The following is a 21,646-nucleotide window of genomic DNA, read 5'->3' as shown; positions in this document are numbered from 1 at the left end:
GCCTACTGGTACCCAACCCTCGCGGCTTCCAATGCTCCGCATTAACATTCAGCTTGCTCCAACCCGTCACATCCAACAGGTTGACCCGGGGGTTGCAGATGACGAAGACCGAAGAAACCTCGACGAAAACGATGCCGCTGCTGACTTTGTCGGCGATGGTCGTCGGGTCGATGGTGGGAGCGGGAGTCTTCTCGCTGCCCCGCAATTTCGGACAGGCCACCGGCGGTTTCGGTGCACTGATCGCGTGGACCATCGCTGGAACCGGCATGCTGATGCTGGCGTTCGTATTCCAGACCTTGGCTGTCCGCAAACCTGAACTCGATGCCGGTGTTTACGCCTACGCCAAGGCCGGGTTCGGACAATATCTGGGCTTCTTCTCGGCGTTCGGATATTGGGCGAGCGCGTGTGTCGGCAACGTTTCCTACTGGGTGCTCATCAAATCGACGCTCGGGCAAGTTCTCCCGGTCTTCGGTGAGGGCAACACCGTTCCGGCGGTCTTGTTGTCCACGGTGTTCATCTGGGCGTTCCACTTCATGGTGCTACGCGGGGTTCAGGAGGCGGCGGCGATCAACAAGATCGTCACGATCGCCAAGCTCGTGCCGATCCTGGTCTTCATCATCGTGTTGCTGTTCTATTTCGACGCAGGCGTTTTCGCCGATAACTTCTGGGGCGGGGACGAGTATTCGGAATCGCTGTTCGAGCAGATCCGCTCGACCATGCTGGTGACGGTGTTCGTCTTTCTCGGCATCGAAGGCGCGAGCGTCTACTCCCGATACGCACGAAAGCGCTCCGATATCGGCCGCGCCACCGTGCTGGGGTTTCTCAGCGTCCTAGCGATCTTCGCGACGGTGACCATGGTGTCGTTCGGCATCATGCCGCGCGAGCAACTGGCCACCGTCCAGCAGCCCTCGATGTCACCGGTGTTCGAGTCTGCGGTCGGCACCTGGGGTGCCTGGTTCATCAGCATCGGCCTGATCATCTCGGTCCTCGGCGCCTACCTGGCGTGGACGCTGATGGCCGCCGAGGTTCTCTACGTCGCCGCGGCCGACAATGATATGCCTTCCTTCCTGGGGCGAGTGAACAACCACAAGGTTCCTGTCGTCGCATTGACCTTCACCTCGGTCCTGATCCAGCTGGTCCTGCTGACCACGCTTTTCTCCGACGACGCGTTCACGTTCACGCTCAAGCTGTGCAGCTCGCTGTCGCTGGTGCCTTATCTGCTGGCCGCTGCCTATGCGCTGAAGCTGGCCATCACCCGCGAGACCTACACCGACCTGCACCCAGAAGACCGTCGCAAAGAACTCGTCATCGCCGCGGTCGCCACCTTCTACACGACATTCATGATCTTCGCCGCCGGCCTCGAGTTCCTGCTGCTGTCGTTCATCATCTACGCCCCCGGCACCATCCTGTTCATGCTGGCACGACGTGAGCAGAGAAAGAAATACTTCCAAGGCTGGGAGATAGTCCTGCTCGTCGTCTCGATCGTCGGCGCGATCGCCGGAATAATCGGCCTGGCCACCGGTTTGATCTCCATCTAGACGCCGCAATCACCAACGCTCAGGAGGGAAGAAACATGACCGGAACGCAACCTTCCGCCGCCTACGGGGTGCACTCCGAGGTCGGAACGCTGCGCAAGGTTCTCGTCTGCGCGCCGGGGCTGGCCCATGAACGTCTCACCCCCACCAACTGCGACGACCTGCTCTTCGACGACGTGCTGTGGGTGCAGAACGCCAAACGTGACCACTTCGACTTCATGACCAAGCTGCGCGACCGCGGAGTCGATGTCGTCGAGCTGCACAACCTGCTGGCCGAAACCCTCGCAGTCCCCGGGGCCAGAGACTGGATCCTGGACCGCACCGTGATCGGAAACCAGGTCGGCCTCGGACTCATCGAGCACACCCGCGGATACCTCGAATCGCTCGACGAACGCACGCTGGCCATACATCTTATCGGCGGACTCGCCGTCGCAGACGTACCCGACTGTGGCCGCGGTTATCGCGCCATGGCCGACGGGCAGGCCGGAGTACGCGAGTACTTGCTGCCGCCGTTGCCCAACACCCTCTACACCCGCGACACCACCTGCTGGATTTACGGAGGGGTGACGCTGAACCCGCTGTTCTGGCCCGCGCGTCACGACGAAACCCTGCTGATGAAGGCGATCTACACCTTCCATTCTGATTTCACCGGATCCCAGATCTGGTGGGGTGATCCCGAACGGGATTGGGGCCTGGCCACATTCGAAGGCGGCGACGTCATGCCGGTCGGCAACGGCGTCGTCCTCGTCGGAATGAGCGAGCGCACGTCCCGGCAGGCCATCAGTCAGGTCGCCAAGGCCTTGTTCGATCAGGGCGCGGCCGAACACGTCATCGCCGCCGGCATGCCGAAACTCCGGACGGCGATGCACCTGGACACCGTCTTCACCTTCGCCGACCGAGACCTGGTGACCGTCTTCCCGGACATCGTCTACGGCATCCACGCCTTCTCACTGCGTCCCGGAGACAAGGAACCGGTCGAGGTCGTCGACGAATCCGATACGTTCCTGACCGTTGTCGCCAAGGCGCTCGGTATCGATGCCCTGCGCGTAGTGGAGACCGGCGGCGGCTACTACGCCAACGAACGCCAGCAATGGGACAGCGGAAACAACCTGGTCGCCGTCGAACCCGGCGTCGTGTTCGCCTACGACCGCAATACCCACACCAATACCGAGCTCCGTAAACAAGGCATCGAAGTCATCACCATCGTCGGCTCCGAACTCGGCCGCGGCCGCGGCGGTGGGCACTGCATGACCTGCCCGATCATCCGCGACCCAGTCGAGTTCTGAGGCATCGACTCCGACGACCCGGCTGGCATTTCCACGCACTCCGCCGCTACAAGCCGATCTGTTCTGGGTTGGACCGCAAGTGCACACTGCGATCCGTCACCAGGGAACCCACCCCGCATTGGGCCACAAACGGATAGGCGCCCTATCGTCGTACAGGACAGCACCATCAATCCGCAAAGACCGGACAAACTGATCCACGGCCAGCTGTCGATCGCGTCCGCAGTCGATCTCGAATACCGCCTGCCCTGCGAAGACGATCGCAGCGAGCCCGAACGCCAGGACATCTTACGGAACTACCCGCTGGCTCCTGGCCGGACTGCCGCGGGATCCGGTTCTACACGCACGACAGCGCCCGAATCATAGGCATTTTCTCCTTCACGCTGACCACCGGTGCCCTGATCTGGCTGGCCTACGTGGTGAACAACAACTGGGAGACCTTGCCGACGATCGCCGGACTTATCGTGTTCGGCATCGGCCAGGGAGCACTCGTCACCCTCGTATTCAACGTTCTGGTGACCTCGGCGCCCAAGAACCTCCGAAGTCAACGAAGACGCCCGCCTGCGCACGCTCAAACTCGGGCTGCTCATCCTGGCCGGTATCAGCGCTACCGCGATCGTCCCGGCAGGTCGGCTGCCGAACTACCGGCCAGGCGAGATACCGGATCCCTCGCCGGCCAAGGACTGAAACGCGTTCAGTCCGTGGACTCGAGCCGGCGCTTGAGGTTGCGCAGGGTGCGGTGGATGTTCTTGCGCTGGAATTCCACGAAGGTGTCGCCGCCGGTAGCGATCCGGTCGAAGACCTGAACCACCGCGTTCGGCCAGGACTTGCGATCATCGTGCCAGGTCTCGGTGACCAGGGTGCCACCGTTGTCCGGCTCGAATCGGTACTCCCAGGTCGCGATACCGGCGCGGATCCATGGTCGGCGCACGCCGATCGCCTCGACGCGGAACGCGAACCGCGTCCCCGGCTCGGCCGCGATCACCACGCAGCGGGTCACCCAGCGAGCGAAGCCCCGCTTGTTGAACCCTTCGAATTCCATTCCCACGTAAGTGGACTCGCGCGGCTGGGTGACCTTCGCGCCGCGGTTCTCCGGACTCCACCGACCCATCAGGGTCGGATCGCTGACCTGCTGATAAACAGACACCGGGTCGGCAGCGATGTGGATGCTGTCGAAGACGGCCGTGGTGCGACTCATGGACAGAACCTATAAGACGATCACCCCGCCACGGCGCGTCGGCCTATCGCCGGTAGTCGCGGAACGTGGCACGCAAGTCGTCGACGATGAGGTCGGGTTCTTCCATGGCCGCGAAGTGGCCGCCTCGATCGAACTCGGTCCAGCGCACGATGTTGTGGTTGCGTTCGGCGATCCGGCGGACAGGAATGCCGAGATCCTGTGGCATGACCGCTACCGCGACCGGCACATCGGTCTCCGGTTCGGGTCGGCCCCAGGTGGCGGCGCCCTCGTAGTAGTAGCGGGCCGACGAACCGGCGGTGGCGTTGAGCCAGTAGACCATGACGTTGGTCAGCATCGCGTCACGGTCGACGGCGTCCTCCGGCACGTCGGTCGAGTCGGTCCAGTCCTTGAAACGTTCGATGATCCACGCCAATTGGCCCACCGGGGAATCGGCGAGCGCGTACGACAGCGTCTGCGGGCGGGTGGCTTGCAACAGCGCGTACGCGCCGAGTTCGTACTGGGCCCGTTGTGCCAGCTGCAGTGCCCGCTTCTCGGCGGGATTGTCGAGGTCGGCCGTTTCGGCAGTGACGGTGGCGGAGGCGATCATCGTCAGGTGCAACGCCACGACATGGTCGGGGTCGATCACCGCCAGTTCTCGCGAGATGGCCGCGCCGGTGTCTTCGCCGTGTGCGACGTAGCGCTCATAGCCGAGCCGGTGCATCAGTTCGGCCCAGGCCCGCGCGGCCCGGCTCGTCGACCAGCCGACCGCGGGGCCGGAGAACCCGAATCCGGGAATCGTCGGCACGACGACGTCGAACGCGTCCTCGGCCCGGCCGCCGTGCGCGACCGGATCTGTCAGCGGTCCGATCACCTCGAGGAACTCCACGATCGATCCGGGCCACCCGTGGGTGAGGATCAGCGGCATGGCACCGGGTTCGGCCGACCGGACGTGGATGAAATGCACATCGTGGCCGTCGATCTCGGTGCGGAACTGCGGGAACGCATTCAGTCGCGCCTCCTGCGCCCGCCAGTCGTAGCCGGTGCGCCAGTACCGCACCAACTCCTGGGTGTAGTCGAGCGGGATACCTTGCGCCCAGCCGACTCCGGCGACGCCGTCGGTCCAGCGGGTGGCGTCCAGGCGCCGATGCAGGTCGTCGAGCTGGGACTGCGGGACGTCGATGCGGAAGGGAGTGATTGCTTCGCTCATGAGAACCACACTATGAGGCGGCTAGGACAGTTCCTGCCCTAGCTGTAGTGGAGAATGCGAAGTGTGTTGGAAACTTCGGCTCGCCTCCTCGAACTCCTGTCACTGCTGCAGACACCCCGGGTGTGGACCGGCCCCGACCTGGCCGAGCGCCTCGCGGTCGACGCTCGCACGGTCCGCCGCGACATCGACAAGCTGCGCACTCTCGGCTACCCGGTGCACGCGATCGCCGGCACGGCCGGATACCGGCTGGGCGCGGGCGCCAAGCTGCCACCGCTGTTGTTGAGCGATGACGAGGCGGTCGCCGTCGTGCTCGGGCTGCGCACGGCCGCGGGCGGATCGGTCACCGGGATCGAGGAGAGTTCGCTGCGGGCGCTGGCGAAACTGGAGCAGATCCTGCCGTCCCGACTGCGACATCGCGTCTCGGCCTTGCAGGCCGCGACCGTCACCATGCCCGCCGGAGCCGCGACGGTGGACCCGGACGTGCTGACCGCGATCGCCGCCGCGATCCGTGACCACGAACAGCTCCGTTTCGACTACCGCACCCACGACGGCACCGAGATCCGGCGAGCAGCGCAGCCTCATCGACTCGTGCACACAGGGCGGCGCTGGTATCTGGTCGGCTGGGACATAGAGAAGCAGGATTGGCGCACCTACCGCGTGGACCGCCTCCAGCCGCGCATCCCCAACGGGCCACGCTTCACCCCGCGCGAGGCGCCCGAGGTCGACCTGGCCGGCTGGGTGTCCCGCGGTGTCAGCACCGCCGCCTACCGCTATCAGGCCCGCATCACACTCGAGGTATCGGCGGCCGTGGCGGCCGATCGCATCCCGCCGACTGTCGGGGTCATCGAAGCGATCGACGAAGGACATTGTCTGCTGCACACCGGATCGAACTCGCTCGACGAAATAGCCGTCTACACGGGGCTTTTCGGCTTCGGTTTCCGGGTAAACGAGCCACCCGAACTCATCGACCACCTCCGCGCGCTGGCGGACCGAGTCGGCGCGGCCATCGCGCCCGGCGATGACGCGCCTGATGCGGCTCACCGCGCACCGGGCTGACCTGACCGACCGGCGCCGCCGGGGCCAGTTTCCTGAGCTGGACTGTCTCGATGTCGAACTCTGAGTGCTCCGGGCCGACGGGGGAGACGGTGTCGTCTGTTTTCCGCCGGATCCGTGGTCGCGGGATTCTTAACGTCGGTGCCATGGAAAACAAACGGGTTCCGGAGATTTCGAGCGCGGTGTTGCGGGCGCCGATCGTGTGGTTCATGGCGCTGGCGGCCGCGCTCGCGACCGCCAGTGTCTACCTGCTGCATCCGGCCGTCGCCGAGGTCGCCGGATCGCTGGACACCTCCGCGGCGGTGGTCGGCACCGCGTTGGCATTCGGGCCGATCGGCTATCTGGTGGGGCTGGTGTTGCTGGTGCCGCTGGTGGACCGGTTCGCGCCGCGGACTGTGGTGGCGGCGCACTTCGCGGCACTGGCGGTCGCTTCGGCGGCCGGGGCGATGGCGGGTTCGGTGTGGGTGCTGGGAGCCGCCGTCGGCGTGGTCGGGGCGGGATCGGCCGTCGGCGCTCAATTGAGTTCGGTGGCAGGGCGTTTCGCGGGGCCGCGCCGCCAGGCCACCGTGTTGGGGATCGTCACCGCGGGTATCTCGACCGGAATCCTCGCGGGTCGCATCGTGGGCGGTTGGCTCACCGAGGTGATCGGCTGGCGCCCGACGCTTGTGGTGTTCGCGGTGCCCTGTGTCGCGGTGGCGGCGATCGCGTTTTCCGTCCTGCCTGCGGTCCGCGGTCGCACGCGTGCCGGATATCTGGATACGGTGCGGGGGATACCCGGGCTCTTCGCGCGCTTCGCGGCCCTGCGTTGGGCGGCGGCGCGGGGTGCGCTGTGGTTCTTCGCGTTCTGTGCGGTCTGGGCGGGTCTCGCGGTGGCGTTGTCGCAGCCTCCGTACTCGTATTCGCCCGAACGGATCGGTCTCTACGCCGGAGCCGGGCTGGCCGGTGTCGTCGCGACGCGGATCGCCGGCAGCTGGACCGATCGAGTCGGTCCGAGGAAGGTGATCCTGGTCGGGCTCGCGCTCGCCTTCGCCTCGGCAGTTGTTCTGGCGGTCGCGCTCTCGAACACCGTGGTGACGCTGATGTGTCTCGGTCTCTTCGATGCCGGCCTGTTCGCGGCGCAAGTCGCCAATCAGAGCACGGTACTGGCCATCGATTCCTCGGCACCGGCCCGCTTCAACAGCGCGTATATGTCGGTCTATTTCGTCGGGGGCAGTCTCGGCACGGCGTTCGGGGCCGCCGCGGTCGGCTGGTTCGGCTGGTCGGGTCTGGCCGCTGCCGCCGCGGCGGCCACGGCTGCGGCGGGCGTGGTCGCCCTGGCCGACCGGGCACGCATCGACTCCGGTTCGGTCGGCGAACATGATGGTTGCGCGACCGTTGCCGCTGCCCGCGTCGAGCGGTAGTCGGCGAAGGGCGGCGCGATTGTTCCGCGCCGCCCTTCGGGTCAAGCGATCTCGTGCACGGGTTCGCCCACCCGAGGCGACCGCGTTGCCGCCGCTTCCAGCGCCGCGCGGATGACCGTGGCTCCGTGTTCGACGGACTCGGCGATCGACGCGGCGAGCGGTTCGGGAAGAACGTCGGTGTGCCAGATGAACCGTGTCTTGTCCTCGGCCTCCGGGAGGGCCTGCATCCACGCATGGTGATGGGAGGGATGCAGACTTCCCCCGACCACCGTGTAGGCGACCCGCCTGCTCACGGGGTCGAGGTCGACGAGCCGCTCGGCGACGATGGTGCCGTCGGCGAAGGTGACTGTGCGGGTGTCGGCGTCGAGTCGGGTATCGGTGACGAAGCCGGGAGCGAGGCGCTCGTGCACAGCGCCGAAGTCGCGCAAGACATCCCAGACCTGGTCCGGTGTGGCGTCGACGAGAAATTCTTTGTGAACAGATGCCATGGTGTACTCCTGGTCAGGCTGCGGTGATACAGAACAGGTGGGTCCTCGGCGAGGACCGTGAGTTCTGCGGGGCGGTCGATGTCCGGTGTGCGTTGCTGCCCACTCAGCATTCAGTCCGGACCAGCCCCCGGTCTTGAAGATCCTTGCGGGGTCGAGGTGTCATAGCCCCGGCGTACGGTCAGCCCATGCTGTGCGCCGTTCCCCTTGCCGCCCGGCCGGACTTCACCGTGACCACCGTGACCTGCCACGCCGACCACACCCGATGGTCGGCGCCGGAGGCGTGCGGTGATCACCGCCTTGTTCTCGTGCGGCGCGGCAGGTTCCGGCGTCGAGCCGACGGCGTCGACGCCGACTTGGACCCCACCCTCGGCTACCTGGGCGCACCCGGGGAGGAAGAACGGTTCGCGCATCCCGCCGGTGGCGACGTGTGCACCTCGGTGAGCATCGGGCCCGAGTTCTGGGAAGGGCCGGCGGCCGCGCGATCGGTATACATCGACGCGCGCGTCGAGCTGGCCCACCACCGGCTGCTCGGTGCCGCCGCCGTCGGCGATATCGACTACGCGCTGACCGAGGAACTGCTCCGGCTCGTCGCTGTGGCCACCGGCCGCTCGACCCCGCGTCCCCGTCCGGCCGACCAGGCGATGGTCACCGCGGCGCGCCAAGCGATCCTCGCCGGTGCGACGGAAGCCGCCGGGTTGCGGTCGCTGGCCGGACTGCTGAGGGTCTCGCCGTACCGGCTGAGCCGGGTGTTCTCGCAACACATGGGCGTCTCGCTGACCCACTACCGCAACCGGGTACGCGTCGGCTACGCCATCGATCGGCTCACCGACGGCGAAACCGGCCTCGCCGATCTCGCCGCCGACCTCGGTTTCGCCGACCAGCCCCACCTGACCCGGACCGTGCGCGAGCACCTCGGCCACACTCCTGTCGCGCTGCGCCGACTACTCACCCAGCGAACGGACGACGCCCCCGTCCTGCGTGCGAGCTGACCCGTCGCGCTCGGCGGCCAGGAACGGCACCCACCGACTATTTGCAGGTTCTGAAATATTGCAGTTTGTGCTAATTTATCGGGTGTGACACAGGAACCGGTCAAGCAGGCCACGCTCGGTCTGCGCGAACAGAAAAAGCAACGGACCCTGCTCGATCTCTGCCTCGCCGCACGGCGGCTGGCGGTCGAGCGGGGGCTCGACGCGACGAATGTCGACGACATCGCCAAAGCGGTCGGCGTCTCGTCGCGCACCTTCTTCAACTACTACGACACCAAACTCGACGCGATAGTCGGTCCGATCGGTGAGATCGGCACGCCCGAGGCCAGACAGCAGTTCGTCGCAGGCGGTCCGACCGGTGTACTCATCGAGGACCTCACCTGGCTGCACGCCGCCGGCTACCAGCCGGAAAGCGAAGTGCGCGAGGGTATCGCGCTGGTCACCAAGATCATCATGGCCGAGCCGAGGGTGCTTGCCGCGTTCATCGCCTCCGGTGTTCGGATGGAGGCCGCCACCGCCGAGCTCCTCTCGGCCCGGCTCGGTGCCGATGTCACCCCCGAATTCGCCTCGCTCACCGCGGGAATCATGACGACCATCACGACGCGGGCAGCAATGTCGCTGGCCGCCGACCCGAACGGGTCGCTGGCAGCAGCGCTGCACGAGCACTGCGCCATGGCCGCCCGGCTGTTCGATCAGCTGGACGACGATACAAGGGAGACGCTCCGATGACCACGACGGCTGACTCGCCGCCCACCCCGATCGTCCTGACGCAGAAGCGGATCTGGCTGATCTTCTCCGCGCTGATCGCGGGCATGTTCCTGGCCAGCCTCGATCAGATGATCGTCGGCACCGCGATGCCGACCATCGTCGGCGAACTCGGCGGGGTCTCGCACATGGCCTGGACCGCCACCTCGTATCTGCTCGCCACCACCATCGTGATGCCGATCTACGGAAAACTCGGCGACATGTTCGGCAGGCGCTGGCTGTTCCTGTTCGCGATCACCGTGTTCACCGCCGCATCGATCGGCGCCGCCGCGTCGACCGGGTTCTGGGAGTTCATCGCCTTCCGCGGCCTGCAGGGTGTGGGTGGCGGTGGTCTGATGATCCTGGCGCAGGCCATCATCGCCGACGTGGTGCCCGCCAAGGACCGCGGCAAGTACATGGCGCCGATGGGTGCCGTCTTCGGTATCACCTCGGTCGCCGGACCGCTGCTCGGCGGTCTGTTCGCCGACCATCTCGACTGGCGCTGGTGCTTCTGGATCAATGTGCCGATCGGTATCGCCGCGCTGTTCATCGCCTTCCGCTACCTGGACATCCCCAGCCACCGGCCCAAGTTCCGGCCCGACTACCTCGGCATCGTGCTGATGTCGAGCGCGACCACGTTGCTGATCCTGATCACCGACTGGGGCGGCAAGCAGTACGAGTGGGGCTCGACGGTGATGGTGTCGATGATCGCCGCGTTCGTCGTGGTCGTCGCGGCCTTCGTGTTCGTCGAGTCGCGGGCCGCGGAACCGATGCTGCCGCTGTGGCTGTTCCGCAATCGCACCTTCGTGCTCACCTCGCTGATCGGATTCCTCGTCGGCCTGGTGATGTTCGCGGCGATCGGCTTCATTCCGACCTATCTGCAGATGGCCAGCGGAACCTCGGCCTCGGTGTCGGGCCTGCTGCTGATCCCGATGATGGTCGGCATGATGCTCACGCTGATCACCTCGATGAACATGGTCACCAAAACCGGTCGCTACCGGGTGTATCCGCCGATCGGCGCCGCGCTCATCGGGATCGACATGCTGTGGCTGACCCGCCTGGACGCCAACACCTCGATGTGGCTGGTCTCGGCCATGCTGTTCGTCATGGGCGCGGGCCTCGGCCTGATCATGCAGATCATCGTGCTCGTGGTGCAGAACGCGGTGGCGCCCGACCAGATCGGCACGGCGACCAGCGCGAACAACTACTTCCGTGAAATGGGTGGCGCGCTGGGCATCGCGATCTTCGGTTCCATCTTCACCAGCAGGCTGACCGAGAATCTCACCGGCGCGTTCCAGGCCAACTGGCAGGAAGCGATGGCGGCGAAAATCGACCCGAGCGCGCTGATCCCCTCGGTGGTCAAGAACCTGCCGGACAAGCTGCACGACGCGATCGTCGGCGCCTACGTCGACGCGCTGGTCCCCGGATTCTGGTACCTGATTCCCGGTGCGGTGCTGGCGTTCGGGCTCGCGTTGTTCATCCCGCACCTGAAGCTCTCCGACGAAGCGGGCATGGTCGCGCGCGGTGAAGCGGTGATGGCCGAGGAGACGCCGGAACTGGTCAAGGAGGCCTGAGCGGGCGGTCTCGGCGGCGAGCCACCTTCCGGTGGTACGCCGCCGAGACCCCTACCAGGGCTACTGGCCCTAGCGATCGTATGGTCAGGAATCCTGATGTGCGGCATCGAGCAGCGGCTGCCCGATGACACCCATCGCGTGCGATGCGCCACCGAGCACCCACCCACCATCCGCCGGCAGTACAACTCCGGAGACGAAGTCCGCGAGCGGAGACGCGAGGAATCGGCAGACATTGGCGACGTCACGGGGAGTGCCGTAGCGGCGCAGCGGCACGCTGCCGGTGACCAGGGCGCGATCCTGCTCGGTCGGCGCCAGCCGGGCCATTCCCTCGGTGCCATCGATCGGGCCCGGAATCACGCCATTGACGCGAACCCCCTGCGGACCCCATTCCATCGCCAGGACCTTGGTGAGCATGTCGACGCCTGCCTTGGCGGCACACACGTGCGCCTGGGTGATGGTCGGCAACTCCGACTGCGGCGCCGAGATATTGATGACCGAGGCGCCCGGCTTGCGGAGGAACTGGTAACTCGCGCGCAGGACGTTGAACGTGCCGAGCAGATCGATGTCGACCACCGATTTGAACCCGTTGGCGGACATGCCGAGCGCGGCGGCGGGGAAGTTGCCCGCCGCACCGGAGATCATCACATCGAAGTCGCCGAACTCCTGATGCACCGATTCCAGGACCGCCTCGGTCGCGCTGTAGTCGCGCACGTCGGCGCTACCGCCGAGCGCTTGGGCACCGAGCGCGCGTAGCCGTTCGACGGCCGCGTCAACCTTGTCGGCGGAGCGACTGAGAACCGCGACCCGAGCACCTGCCCGCGCGAAGTCCTCGGCCACACCGAGATTGATGCCGCTGGTACCGCCCGCGACGACGACGACCTTGTCGGTCAGGTCGATCTTCTGGATGAATTCTGACTCCATGTCGGGCAGACTATCAGTAGTACGAACTATTTCTTGTCGTGATGATCGGTGACTGCGGTTGTCGATGGAGGGTGTGGTCCCGACTACTATCGGTCTGCTGTCCAGTCCAGAAATCGAGGTTTCCACCAGTGACCGAACCGTTGATCCCGGATATGGTCGCCGACCACATCACCTGCCTGCTGATAAAGCTCGGGCAGGTGACATTCCGCGTGAGCGAGGATCGCCTCGCCACCCTGGGTCTGCGGACGAGGCACTTCATGATCTTGAAGGTGCTGGCAGGCGACAAGGCCAGTTCTCAGCTCGAACTCGGAACGCGGTTGCGGATCGACTCGACCACGATGGTTGCCGCGATCGACCACCTGGAGGCAGCGGGTCTTGCCGCCAGGATTCGCGATCACCGCGACCGTCGGCGGTTTCTCGTCGAGATCACCGAGCAGGGGATGCGCACAGTCGAGCAGGCCGACGAGCTGGTCCGCACGCTGAACGACGACCTACTCGACGGCCTCGACCCGGATGAGCGCACAAACCTGCATCAAGCGCTGCTGGCGCTCAATTCCGGCGAAGCGTTGCCACTGGCCTACGATGCTGTCCGGCAACGCTGATGGTGAGCTGGCCACTAGCCATTCCCGCCGAGCGACTCGTCGACGGCGAGGTGTCTTTGCGCAGCTACGAATCCGCCGACGCAACAGGACTATTCGCCGCGATCGGCGACGCGCGGGTGTGGGAGCACATCCCGCGGCTGATCCCGCGCGATGCCAGTGAACTCGATGCCACCATGGCGCCAGGACTCGGTGCCGCGCAACGTCTGGCCTTCACAGTGTTTCGAGAATCCACGATCGTTGGAACGACCTCGATCTTCTTCGAGTCGGCCACGCCCGACGGGGTCGAGATCGGTGCGACCCTGTTCGCTCCGTCGGTCTGGGGCACCGGCATCAACGCGCGGGTGAAGTCCATACTGGTCCGGGAGGTGTTCGAGCTCGGGGCGCAGTGGATTTCGCTGCGGACCGATGAACGCAACGCCCGTTCGGCCGCCGCGATCCGCAAGCTGGGCGCCCTCGATCTCGGTGTGCGCCACGACGATGTCGTCCGTCGTGACGGCAGCGTTCGCCGGAGTCGGTTCTTCCGCCTCGAGCGTCCTCGGCGTAGCCGCCGAACGGAGCGGGCCCATGAGCGCCGTCGGCGGCCGGTGGCCCACGCGGCCTGCCCGACCGCATAGTGCCGTTGCTGGGCGTCGCGCAGATCGCCGGTGCTCTGACCGCCACGAAGGCTCGGTTCAACCGTGCCAGCGACGGTAGACCTCGACGGCGCCCGGGTGCAGCGGGACGGTTCCGGTGCCGATCAGGAATCGGCCGTCGAGGAACTGGGTGCCTGCGGCCTCGGTGGGGACGAGGCTGTCGGCGTGCCGGACCAGCAGGTCGACGATGGCGGCCGCGGTCTCGTCGGGCAGGGTCGCCGCGGCCAGTAGCAGGTTGGCGACGCCGATGGTGTGGATCGCCGGGCCCGCAGGATAGGCGTCGGCGGGAATGGCGACTCGGTCGTAGACGGGCCCGTACTGTTCTCGCATCGGTGTGGCGAGGGCGCCGAGGTCGATCAGCCGCATCGGGTCGGGCACGGTGAGGGCGGCGGTCGGCACGCCACCAGCCCACAGCAACGCGTCGATGGTGCCGTCCGTCAGTGCCTGTGCGGCGTCCCTGAGGGGGCGATGCTCGACCACTACATCGGCGGCGGGATCGAGACCGGCCGTCGCCAGCAGCCGCCGACCGGTGACCGCGGCGCCCGAGCCCGCGGCACCGAGATTGACTCGGCGGCCACGCAAGTCGGCGACCTCGTCGATCGGGCTCTCGGCGCGGACCGCCAGCTGCAGGTAGTTCTCGTACACGCGGCCGAGCGCAACCACTCGACCCCCGAAGTCGCTCGCCGAATCCGCCAGCGCGAGTGCCATGCCGACATCGCCGTCGGCGACCATCCGCAGATTCTGTTGCGATCCAGCGGTTTCCACCGGTTCGATGCGCAGGGTGCCGGTTTCGTTCGCGGCCGCGGTGGCCAGGAGTCGAGCGAAGGCGTAGTAGAAGCCGCCGTCCTCGCCCGAGGCCAGGCGCACCGTCACCGAATCGCTTGTGCTGCAACCGAACATGCCCGCCGATGCGAGCGCGGCCAGGGCCAGCATCCGGCGACGTGACATCGGCGAACCGCCCTTCATCGCGCCACCACCGGCACACGGACCGCCACGGCGAGGCCGTGCGGCCGCACCGCCTCGACCGTCAGAGTCCCGCCCCGCGCCTTGGCCAGCGCCTGCGCGATCGACAGTCCCAGGCCCGTTCCGCCGGAGGACGCGGTTGTCCCGCGGAAGAACCGGCGGTGAGTTTGTCGAGTTCGTCCGATGGAACACCGGTCCCGTTATCGGCGACCCCGGACCGTCACCCATTCCGGCTCGATCGTCACACCGACGACCGTGTGCGCGCTGGGTCCCCCGGTTCCTGACCTTCCCTTACAGCGTGTCTGGAAATCTAGATGGTTTTCAGACACCGCCCTTCTCGGGCGTCGTCGGTTCACGCCACGCAAGTGGCGTGAACCTCGGTTCCCGCGTCAACCGGGACGGTTTCACCGACACCCATAAGGTGTCGGTCAGCGCCTTCCCGTCGGCGGACATTGGTAACCCGGCCTCCTGCTCGGGGGTCCGGGGATCGTGAAAAGTCCTTTCGCACCGTCGGCCACAGCGCGAGATTGATCGCCGCGTTATGGTCACGGTCAGCACGAAACCCACACCCGCAGACGAACACTCGATCCCCCAATGACAGCGTCAGGTTGAGTGTGCCGCAGGCCGAGCACCGTTTACTCGACGGATACCAACGATCCGCGACGGTGACCGTGCCACCACGCCACGTCTGTTTGTAGACCAACAGCCGGGCGAAGTCGGCCCATCCGACATCGCTGATCGCGCGCGCCAAGCAACGGTTGCCGAGCATCCCCGCCACGTTCAAGTCTTCGACAATGAGCCGGTCGTGGGTCTTGACCAGCCGGTTGGCGACCTGATGAGCGAAATGACGACGAATATTGGCGACCCTGTGATGGTGGCGGCCCAACCGGGCGACCGCCTTCCGATGGTTGTGGGATCCCTTCTGTTTCCGAGCTATCGACTTCGCCAGGTGTCGTTGCCGATCCAGTCCGGCGGCCAGTGGTTTGGGAGCGGTGTCGATACGGGCAACCTCGCTACCGTCGGCATTCGCGGCGACAACAAACGCGTTCAGCCCGCGGTCGATCCCGACCCAGCCACCGTCATCGCTGTGTTCGCGGGGCCGGTGATGGTGGGCTGTGTGTAGCTCGGATGCTTCGGTGGTCAGGTTGATCCACCAGCGTTGCGCCCGATAGGAGACGGTGGCGTGGAGGATCTTCGCCCGGCCTTTGGTGAGCATCCGCCGCAACCGGCGGGTGTCCTCGCGCACCCGGACTGCACCGATCCCGGGCAACGCCACCGACCGGGCTCTTGCCTGGTCACCGATCCGGATCGCTGCCCGCCCTACTTTGGTGTGTTTGTTGCGGATCCGAAACGCCGGGACGGTTTTATCCCTCTTCTTGAAACGAGGGAACCCAACCCTCTTGCCTGCGCGTTTGCCGGTTCTGGAGTCCGAGAACGCGGCCAGCGCGCGACCGCAGTCGACGGCGGCTTCCTCGAAGACTTGCTGACATACCTCGGCGCGCCACGCCAGCCCGGTCACCTGGATCTCGGCGACCCCGTCCGCGCCGACAGCGATGACCCTTCCTGCGGCTTCGGTCTTCTTCCAGGTGTTGAACGTGTTGATCAGATCGAACCGGGTCCACGGGACCGGACATTCTGGGCGGGTTCTACGTTGGGCGAGAGCGGTTCTCACGAAGTCGAGGCTTTGGTTGAACGCGAACCGGGCCGCTCCGGCATGCCGGGCGAGCGTGACGGACTGCTCGACCGTGGGGTCGAGGCAGTACCGAAAAGTCGTGTGGCGGCTCATCATCGACGAGTGTGACACAAGCCACCGACACAGATAGACGAGCTGCCTGGCGCAGTCGCCTCAGAGCGCATCTGAGAACTCGGTCAGGTACGGGCGAGGCGGCGTGACATGACGGCGATCATGGCGATATAGACGATCGCTTCATGATGATCGGGTCGGGTCTCGTAGTCACGGATGCAGCGGCGGTGGTTGGTGATCCAGCCGAATGTGCGCTCGACCACCCAACGACAGGGCAATACCTTGAATCCGGCAAGATCGTCGGTGCGTTTGGCGATGTGGATCGTCAGTGCCAGGATGGTTTTCGACCAATCCGCCAGTCGCCCGGTGTAACCACCGTCGGCCGACGAGGGTGATCGTGGAGAACTTCGCCCGCATCGCGACCAGCATCCGGATCACGCCGTCGCGGTCCTGGATCGAGGCGACGGTGACGACTACGGCAGCAGCAGGCCGTTGGTGTCCACGGCGATGTGACGTTTGCGTCCGTTGGTCTTCTTGCCGCCGTCATAGCCCGGCTACCGCGCGGCACAGTGTCGGAGCCCTGGACTGATTGGGAGTCGATGATCGCCGCTGTCGGAGTCGGCTTGCGTCCGCCTCGCGCCCGCGACCGGTCGCGCAGTGCGTCATGGATGCGCTGCGATGCGCCTGTGGCGACCCATCGCTGGTAAATGTCGTAGACGGTCTTGGCTGGGGGGAACTCTGACGGCATCGGTTTCCATGTGATGCCGCCGCGCACAACATAGAAGATCGCATCCAGAACAGCACGGCGGCAATGTAATTCAGGTCGACCGCCTCGACCGCCTCGACCGCCTCGACCGCCTCGACCGCCTCGACCGCCTCGACCGCCTCGACCGCCTCGATCGCCTCGTCCGCCCTTGCCAGGATGTCGGCCATGTCGGCCATGTCGGCCATGTCGGCTCGATTCGGTGACGGACTCCTGACGGTGCGCTGTTGCGATCGCCTCTACCGAGGATAACTTCGTCGATTGCCCGAGTCCGGCGGGATCACCCCGTCCGGTATGCCCGGAGAAACGCACGCACGCCTTCGACGATGAGTGGCCGGATTCGAGGGTCCTGCACGGCATTGGCGGACCCGAATCGGCTGATCGCGACTCCGAAGGTCAGCGCGATGAAGTGGTCGGCCGCGCGTCGCGGTCCAGGACCGTGCTGCCGACGCGGGTCAGCTGAGGAGCCGATTTTCCGCTTGCTTACCGCTGTCGCCCCCGAAGTGGTTTCGACATGCGGCAGCCCCGTTGACGTTCGGCCAACCTGGTACTCGGGTATCGAACCGCACTGCGAATCCTCGATGATCCGGACAATTTCCCGCGGATCCGCGCCGTGCGCGCCCCTGTTCGTCCCCTAGGCGGCCCTACCGCGGGGTAAGTTGCCTACTAATGTGGCGAAACTGGCTGCAGCACCGTCGATTACGGCGCTGTGGCCCTTGGTATGGAGGAGATTGTCATGGAACCGATCGTGCTGGATTCGACCGGGGCCGACATCCAAGGTGAGTCGGCCCGCATTCAGCAGCGGGGCCCGGTGGCGCTGGTCGAGCTGCCGGGCGCCGTGCCCGCCTGGTCGGTCACCGATCAGGCTGTGCTCCGGAGCCTGCTCGCCGATCCTCGGGTGTCGAAGGACCCCAGGCAGCACTGGGCGTCGTTCATGAACGGCGAGATCACCGAGGCGTGGCCATTGCTGCCTTGGGTGGCCGTCGACAGCATGTTCACCGCCTACGGTTCCGATCACCGCAGGCTGCGCAGGCTGGTCTCCCCGGCCTTCACTCATCGCCGCACTACCGCGCTGCGTCCGCGGATTGCTGAGATCACCGAGGGCCTGCTCGATGAGCTGGCTGCCGTACCTGTCGGCGAGCCGGTCGATCTGCGCGAGCGCTTCGCCTACCCGGTCCCGATCCGGGTCATCACCGAGCTGGTTGGTGTGCCCGATGAGCTGGGGCCGGCTATGCACAAATGCGTCGACGGCTTTTTCGACGGCTCGTTCACTGCCGAGCAGGCACAGGCCAATTACCTCGAAATGTACCGATTGGTCAGCGAACTCGTCGCCTACCGTCGGAAGCACCCGGGTGATGACGTCACCAGCGTGCTGATCGCCACGCGCGACGAGGCCGACGATACCCAGCTGAGCGAGAAGGAGCTCGTCGACACGTTGATGCTGGTCATCAACGCCGGCCACGAGACGACGGTCAATCTGCTCGACCAGGCGATTGTCGCCATGCTCACCCATCCCCAGCAGCGGTCCGCAGTGGCTGCGGGCCGGGTGTCGTGGTCGGACGTGGTGGAAGAGTCACTGCGCTTCCAGGCGCCGGTGGCGCACCTGCCCCTGCGGTATGCCGTCGAGGACATCGACATAGCGGGCGGGTACCGGATCAGTAAGGGCGAGGCCATCTTGGCCTCCTACGCGGGCGCCAGTCGTGACCCGAAGGTGCACGGCGCCACAACCGCCGAGTTCGACCCCACCCGTGCCACCCGCGAGCAGCACCTCGCCTTCGGCCACGGGGCACACCATTGCCTCGGAGCACCGCTGGCCAGGCTGGAGGCCGCCGTCGCGTTGCCCGCTCTGTTCGACCGATTCCCGCAGATGCGCCTGGCCGCGAGCCCGGCCGCGCTGGCGCCGGTTCCCAGTTTCATCTCCAATGGGCACGCCACCGTTCCGGTGCTCCTGCACGCGGACCAGGCCCAATAGAGGTTCGTGATCTTTCCTCGCTGAAACGGGCTGGTCAGTTCGACCTGCCGAAGTCTTGTCCGCCACGTCCGGCCAGCGCGCCGATCTGGTCGGCCAGCATGCCCATCATGGCATCGGCGGTTTCCAGGAATACTGCGCGGTCAGCCCATTCCAGTCAGGCGGTCGTGTTCGAGAGCGCCTGGCCGATTAGCACGAGGAACCGGTCGAGGAGGCCGCGAACCACACCGTCTTCACGCCTACCTCGAACTTGACGACAAACGAGCGATACTCGAAGGGACGGGCGAGATCATGAGCAGCGATGCAGCACAGCAGAACCGGCGAGACGACTACTCCGCCATGTATGGGCAGTTGATCCTGCACGCCGAAAACTCCGTCAGCGCGGTGCGGAAGCGGACCGTGCGCTGGGCACTCCTCGTCGCACTATCACTCGTGATGGCGGGCGTCGTTGTGCTGTATGTCTTCCGTGTCGCCGAACCGGGCAGTGGCCCGCCTCCCTGGTGGATCTACGTCCCGCTCTTCTCCGCCGGAGGGCTGCTGTTCTGGGGCTTCTGGGAGTTCCTCGACCTGCTGTCGGCGTGCCGGCATGCGGGCTGGTCGGTCGACGTGTACGAGCAGGGCGTCATCGAGTCGCGCTTCGGCACGGCGCGACAGGCCATGCCGTTCTCCGGCGGCGTGCTCGACCTACACCGCACGCTCTTTACCTCTCCGCATCCCCAGCACGGATCCGGCAGACTCACCGCTCCCTGGCGCGGCGAGCTGGCACAGGCGGCGTCCAAAATCGACATCGCAGCGAAACCGGTCCTCGTGCGAGAGACACTGGCACAGCTCCGGACAGGACACCTGGTCTCCTTTCCCGGCAAGCGAAACGGCAAGCCCGGGATCACTCTGACCCCGAACATGCTGAGGCTTCCCGACGGGCGAGAGTACGTGTACACCTCGATGCGGATGCATTACTCGATCTCCGACGGCACCGGTGGCTACACCGCCACCGACGATCCCGCCCGGGCGAACGTGTTGGGCTTCAGCGACGATCGAGGAGATGGCGTTCGAGGCCTGCAGCGAACCAGCCCCAACCTCGCGGTGGTACGCGAGGTGCTCCACATTCTCATCGACCCCGACGGACACACGACGTACTACGAGAAATTTTCCCACCAGGAGCAGGAGAAGCAATGACCAATCAGCAGGCCGAGACACGGAACGCCGGCACACAGACGGTCTACGCCGCTCCGACGGCTCCGGGACGCGATTGTCGGCGAGTTCACCCCACCGCCGACCCCATGCCCTCGGCTATGACGTCAATTATCTCCACAACGTGCCGCTCTGGCTGCCGTACTCCCGGACATTCCCGCTCGAATCCGGCCCTTCAAATGCCCGGTGACATACCACCATTCCATCTGCTTGCTGTGGCTGGATTCGTTCTCGGCGACGAACTGGGCCGGTGTCTGCGCGGCGGCCTGGCCTGACATGCTGATCGACAACGCGGCTGCGAGTCCGGCAACAAGCACGCGAATCAGGCCGGGGCGCCGGGATCGCTGGGACTGGGGAATGAACAATGGAGCCTCCTCGGGGGCGAACAAGCACAAAGTAATCGCCGCCGAAGTTCGACTACAATTCGCATTCGCGATCGTCGATGACCCGCATCGCACCACCGAAATCGCCAGATCAACGCAAGGATTTGTCACCGTCGGCGACGGCACAGTGACGTTCCGTCGAACGATGCTCGTGTTTACGTCAGAGTTGCTTCGACGGACGATATGTTGGCTAGCTCGGTGAAGCCGAGGCGATGACTGATCGCGGCGCCGGGGAGGTTTGGTTGGACGAGCAGGCGTTCGGGCGCGCCGCCGCTTTGCAAGCAAATGGTGATTCGTTTGTATGGCATGATGGAACCGGTTTCCAGTAATGTCACCATCCTGACCGGTTCGATGAGTCGTTGATGAATTGATGACCGTTGGCGCCGCCACCGGTCGTGGGATCTATATCGGTGTGAGTGCACCCGGTGTGCGCCGTTCATTTGTTTGCGGATTCAGGTATTCGGCGTTCTCGGTGCTTGTACCCAGATGATGCCCGGAAAACGACACCACAGGAGCCCCCGACAAATGCTGCCTGCCATGACCCACGACGAGCGCGAACGATTCCTCGCTGCCCCCCGCGTCGGCGTTCTCGGAGTCGCCGACCCCAGAGGTGGCGCCCGTGCTCCCCTGGTAGTACCGATCTGGTACGGCTACGAGCCGAGAGGTGAGATCGTGGTCGAGATGGGCCGCGAGACGATCAAAGCCCAATTGCTGTGTGCCGCCGGTCGGTTCAGCCTGTGCGTGCAGGACGAGCAGCCGCCGTACCGGTACGTCAGTGTCGAGGGACCCGTGACGTCCGTCGAGGATCCGATCGACCCGGCCGTGCGCGAGACGCTGGCCCAGCGCTATCTGGCCCCCGAGGAAGCCCGTGCCTATCTGGCGGCGACCGCGGACCAGCTCGAGCAAGACATCGCCTTCCGGATGCGCCCACAGCGCTGGCGCACCGCCGACTTCGCCTCCTTCGCCGCCGAATTCGCGGAAGTCGGCGCCGAACCGGGCCGCGACGGCCGCACCGGCTGAACAGCACACCG

General features: G+C 65.8%; 22 protein-coding genes. 12 read left to right on the top strand and 10 right to left on the bottom strand.

Going from position 1 to position 21,646, the window contains the following annotated elements:
- The first annotated feature begins 98 nt into the window (after positions 1–98).
- Together ACFWO8_RS16395 and ACFWO8_RS16390 are read left to right on the top strand one after the other, a co-directional pair.
- The gene (locus ACFWO8_RS16395) at positions 99–1,538 is read left to right on the top strand and encodes a basic amino acid/polyamine antiporter (RefSeq protein ID WP_378950830.1); all 1,440 of its coding nucleotides are present in this window, start codon (positions 99–101) and stop codon (positions 1,536–1,538) included.
- A gap of 35 nt (positions 1,539–1,573) precedes the next feature.
- Complete coding sequence (locus tag ACFWO8_RS16390) at positions 1,574–2,821, top strand: arginine deiminase (RefSeq protein ID WP_378950827.1); 1,248 nt, start codon at positions 1,574–1,576, stop codon at positions 2,819–2,821.
- A gap of 691 nt (positions 2,822–3,512) precedes the next feature.
- On the opposite strand, the gene ACFWO8_RS16385 is transcribed toward ACFWO8_RS16390, so the two are convergent.
- Together ACFWO8_RS16385 and ACFWO8_RS16380 are read right to left on the bottom strand one after the other, a co-directional pair.
- Positions 3,513–4,016 carry an SRPBCC family protein gene (locus tag ACFWO8_RS16385; RefSeq protein WP_378950824.1) on the bottom strand — a complete coding sequence of 168 codons (504 nt, stop codon included), beginning with the start codon at positions 4,014–4,016 and terminating at the stop codon, positions 3,513–3,515.
- A gap of 43 nt (positions 4,017–4,059) precedes the next feature.
- Positions 4,060–5,202 carry an epoxide hydrolase family protein gene (locus tag ACFWO8_RS16380; protein WP_378950821.1) on the bottom strand — a complete coding sequence of 381 codons (1,143 nt, stop codon included), beginning with the start codon at positions 5,200–5,202 and terminating at the stop codon, positions 4,060–4,062.
- Between the two features lie 63 nt (positions 5,203–5,265).
- Between ACFWO8_RS16380 and ACFWO8_RS16375 the strand changes: the two genes are divergently transcribed.
- Both ACFWO8_RS16375 and ACFWO8_RS16370 read left to right on the top strand, forming a co-directional pair.
- Positions 5,266–6,258 carry a helix-turn-helix transcriptional regulator gene (locus tag ACFWO8_RS16375; RefSeq protein WP_378950818.1) on the top strand — a complete coding sequence of 331 codons (993 nt, stop codon included), beginning with the start codon at positions 5,266–5,268 and terminating at the stop codon, positions 6,256–6,258.
- A 143-nt stretch (positions 6,259–6,401) separates the two neighbouring features.
- Entirely contained in the window at positions 6,402–7,655 is a 1,254-nt protein-coding gene (locus tag ACFWO8_RS16370) for an MFS transporter (protein WP_378950815.1), read from the top strand.
- Between the two features lie 41 nt (positions 7,656–7,696).
- Here the strand turns inward: ACFWO8_RS16370 and ACFWO8_RS16365 are convergent, their stop codons facing one another.
- Positions 7,697–8,143, bottom strand: a complete 447-nt coding sequence (locus ACFWO8_RS16365) for an SRPBCC family protein (RefSeq protein ID WP_378950812.1) — start codon at positions 8,141–8,143, stop codon at positions 7,697–7,699.
- Between the two features lie 185 nt (positions 8,144–8,328).
- On the opposite strand from ACFWO8_RS16365, the gene ACFWO8_RS16360 reads away from it, so the two are divergent.
- The 3 genes from ACFWO8_RS16360 to ACFWO8_RS16350 all read left to right on the top strand — a co-directional run bounded on the left by ACFWO8_RS16360 (position 8,329) and on the right by ACFWO8_RS16350 (position 11,447).
- On the top strand, positions 8,329–9,132 hold the full coding sequence (locus ACFWO8_RS16360; protein WP_378950809.1) for a helix-turn-helix domain-containing protein: 804 nt from the start codon (positions 8,329–8,331) through the stop codon (positions 9,130–9,132).
- Between the two features lie 84 nt (positions 9,133–9,216).
- Positions 9,217–9,858, top strand: a complete 642-nt coding sequence (locus ACFWO8_RS16355; RefSeq protein ID WP_378950806.1) for a helix-turn-helix domain-containing protein — start codon at positions 9,217–9,219, stop codon at positions 9,856–9,858.
- A complete protein-coding gene (locus ACFWO8_RS16350) occupies positions 9,855–11,447 on the top strand; it encodes an MDR family MFS transporter (protein WP_378950803.1) in 1,593 nt (530 codons plus the stop codon). Before ACFWO8_RS16355 ends, ACFWO8_RS16350 begins: the two co-directional genes overlap by 4 nt.
- 84 nt (positions 11,448–11,531) lie before the next feature.
- Here ACFWO8_RS16350 and ACFWO8_RS16345 read toward each other — a convergent pair whose 3' ends face one another.
- Complete coding sequence (locus ACFWO8_RS16345) at positions 11,532–12,368, bottom strand: SDR family oxidoreductase (protein WP_378950800.1); 837 nt, start codon at positions 12,366–12,368, stop codon at positions 11,532–11,534.
- A gap of 128 nt (positions 12,369–12,496) precedes the next feature.
- On the opposite strand from ACFWO8_RS16345, the gene ACFWO8_RS16340 reads away from it, so the two are divergent.
- Together ACFWO8_RS16340 and ACFWO8_RS16335 are read left to right on the top strand one after the other, a co-directional pair.
- On the top strand, positions 12,497–12,970 hold the full coding sequence (locus ACFWO8_RS16340; protein WP_378950797.1) for a MarR family winged helix-turn-helix transcriptional regulator: 474 nt from the start codon (positions 12,497–12,499) through the stop codon (positions 12,968–12,970).
- Positions 12,970–13,584, top strand: coding sequence for a GNAT family N-acetyltransferase (locus ACFWO8_RS16335; protein ID WP_378950794.1), 615 nt, complete (start codon positions 12,970–12,972; stop codon positions 13,582–13,584). The genes ACFWO8_RS16340 and ACFWO8_RS16335 overlap by 1 nt, the downstream gene beginning before the upstream one ends.
- A 57-nt stretch (positions 13,585–13,641) precedes the next feature.
- Here ACFWO8_RS16335 and ACFWO8_RS16330 read toward each other — a convergent pair whose 3' ends face one another.
- From ACFWO8_RS16330 to ACFWO8_RS16310, 5 genes are all read right to left on the bottom strand, one after another.
- Positions 13,642–14,568: a TAXI family TRAP transporter solute-binding subunit gene (locus ACFWO8_RS16330; protein WP_378950791.1), complete on the bottom strand. Its 927-nt coding sequence runs from the start codon at positions 14,566–14,568 to the stop codon at positions 13,642–13,644.
- Positions 14,565–14,750 (bottom strand): ATP-binding protein, encoded by a 186-nt coding sequence (locus ACFWO8_RS16325; protein WP_378950962.1) that lies wholly within the window; start codon positions 14,748–14,750, stop codon positions 14,565–14,567. The genes ACFWO8_RS16330 and ACFWO8_RS16325 overlap by 4 nt, the downstream gene beginning before the upstream one ends.
- A gap of 167 nt (positions 14,751–14,917) precedes the next feature.
- Positions 14,918–16,351, bottom strand: coding sequence for an RNA-guided endonuclease InsQ/TnpB family protein (locus ACFWO8_RS16320; protein ID WP_378950788.1), 1,434 nt, complete (start codon positions 16,349–16,351; stop codon positions 14,918–14,920).
- An 83-nt stretch (positions 16,352–16,434) separates the two neighbouring features.
- A complete protein-coding gene (locus tag ACFWO8_RS16315; RefSeq protein WP_378950959.1) occupies positions 16,435–16,632 on the bottom strand; it encodes a transposase in 198 nt (65 codons plus the stop codon).
- Between the two features lie 2 nt (positions 16,633–16,634).
- Entirely contained in the window at positions 16,635–17,432 is a 798-nt protein-coding gene (locus ACFWO8_RS16310) for a transposase (RefSeq protein ID WP_378950785.1), read from the bottom strand.
- Between the two features lie 376 nt (positions 17,433–17,808).
- Between ACFWO8_RS16310 and ACFWO8_RS16305 the strand changes: the two genes are divergently transcribed.
- Positions 17,809–19,044, top strand: coding sequence for a cytochrome P450 (locus ACFWO8_RS16305; RefSeq protein ID WP_378950782.1), 1,236 nt, complete (start codon positions 17,809–17,811; stop codon positions 19,042–19,044).
- 288 nt (positions 19,045–19,332) lie between these two features.
- Positions 19,333–20,217, top strand: coding sequence for a hypothetical protein (locus ACFWO8_RS16300; RefSeq protein ID WP_378950779.1), 885 nt, complete (start codon positions 19,333–19,335; stop codon positions 20,215–20,217).
- Between the two features lie 122 nt (positions 20,218–20,339).
- On the opposite strand, the gene ACFWO8_RS16295 is transcribed toward ACFWO8_RS16300, so the two are convergent.
- Positions 20,340–20,597, bottom strand: a complete 258-nt coding sequence (locus ACFWO8_RS16295) for a hypothetical protein (protein ID WP_378950776.1) — start codon at positions 20,595–20,597, stop codon at positions 20,340–20,342.
- Between the two features lie 555 nt (positions 20,598–21,152).
- On the opposite strand from ACFWO8_RS16295, the gene ACFWO8_RS16290 reads away from it, so the two are divergent.
- Positions 21,153–21,635 carry a pyridoxamine 5'-phosphate oxidase family protein gene (locus tag ACFWO8_RS16290; RefSeq protein WP_378950773.1) on the top strand — a complete coding sequence of 161 codons (483 nt, stop codon included), beginning with the start codon at positions 21,153–21,155 and terminating at the stop codon, positions 21,633–21,635.
- Positions 21,636–21,646: the final 11 nt, after the last annotated feature.

The organism is Nocardia sp. NPDC058480 (assembly GCF_042720495.1).
Lineage (GTDB): Bacteria > Actinomycetota > Actinomycetes > Mycobacteriales > Mycobacteriaceae > Nocardia.
This window is presented reverse-complemented; position numbering and strand designations above follow the sequence as displayed.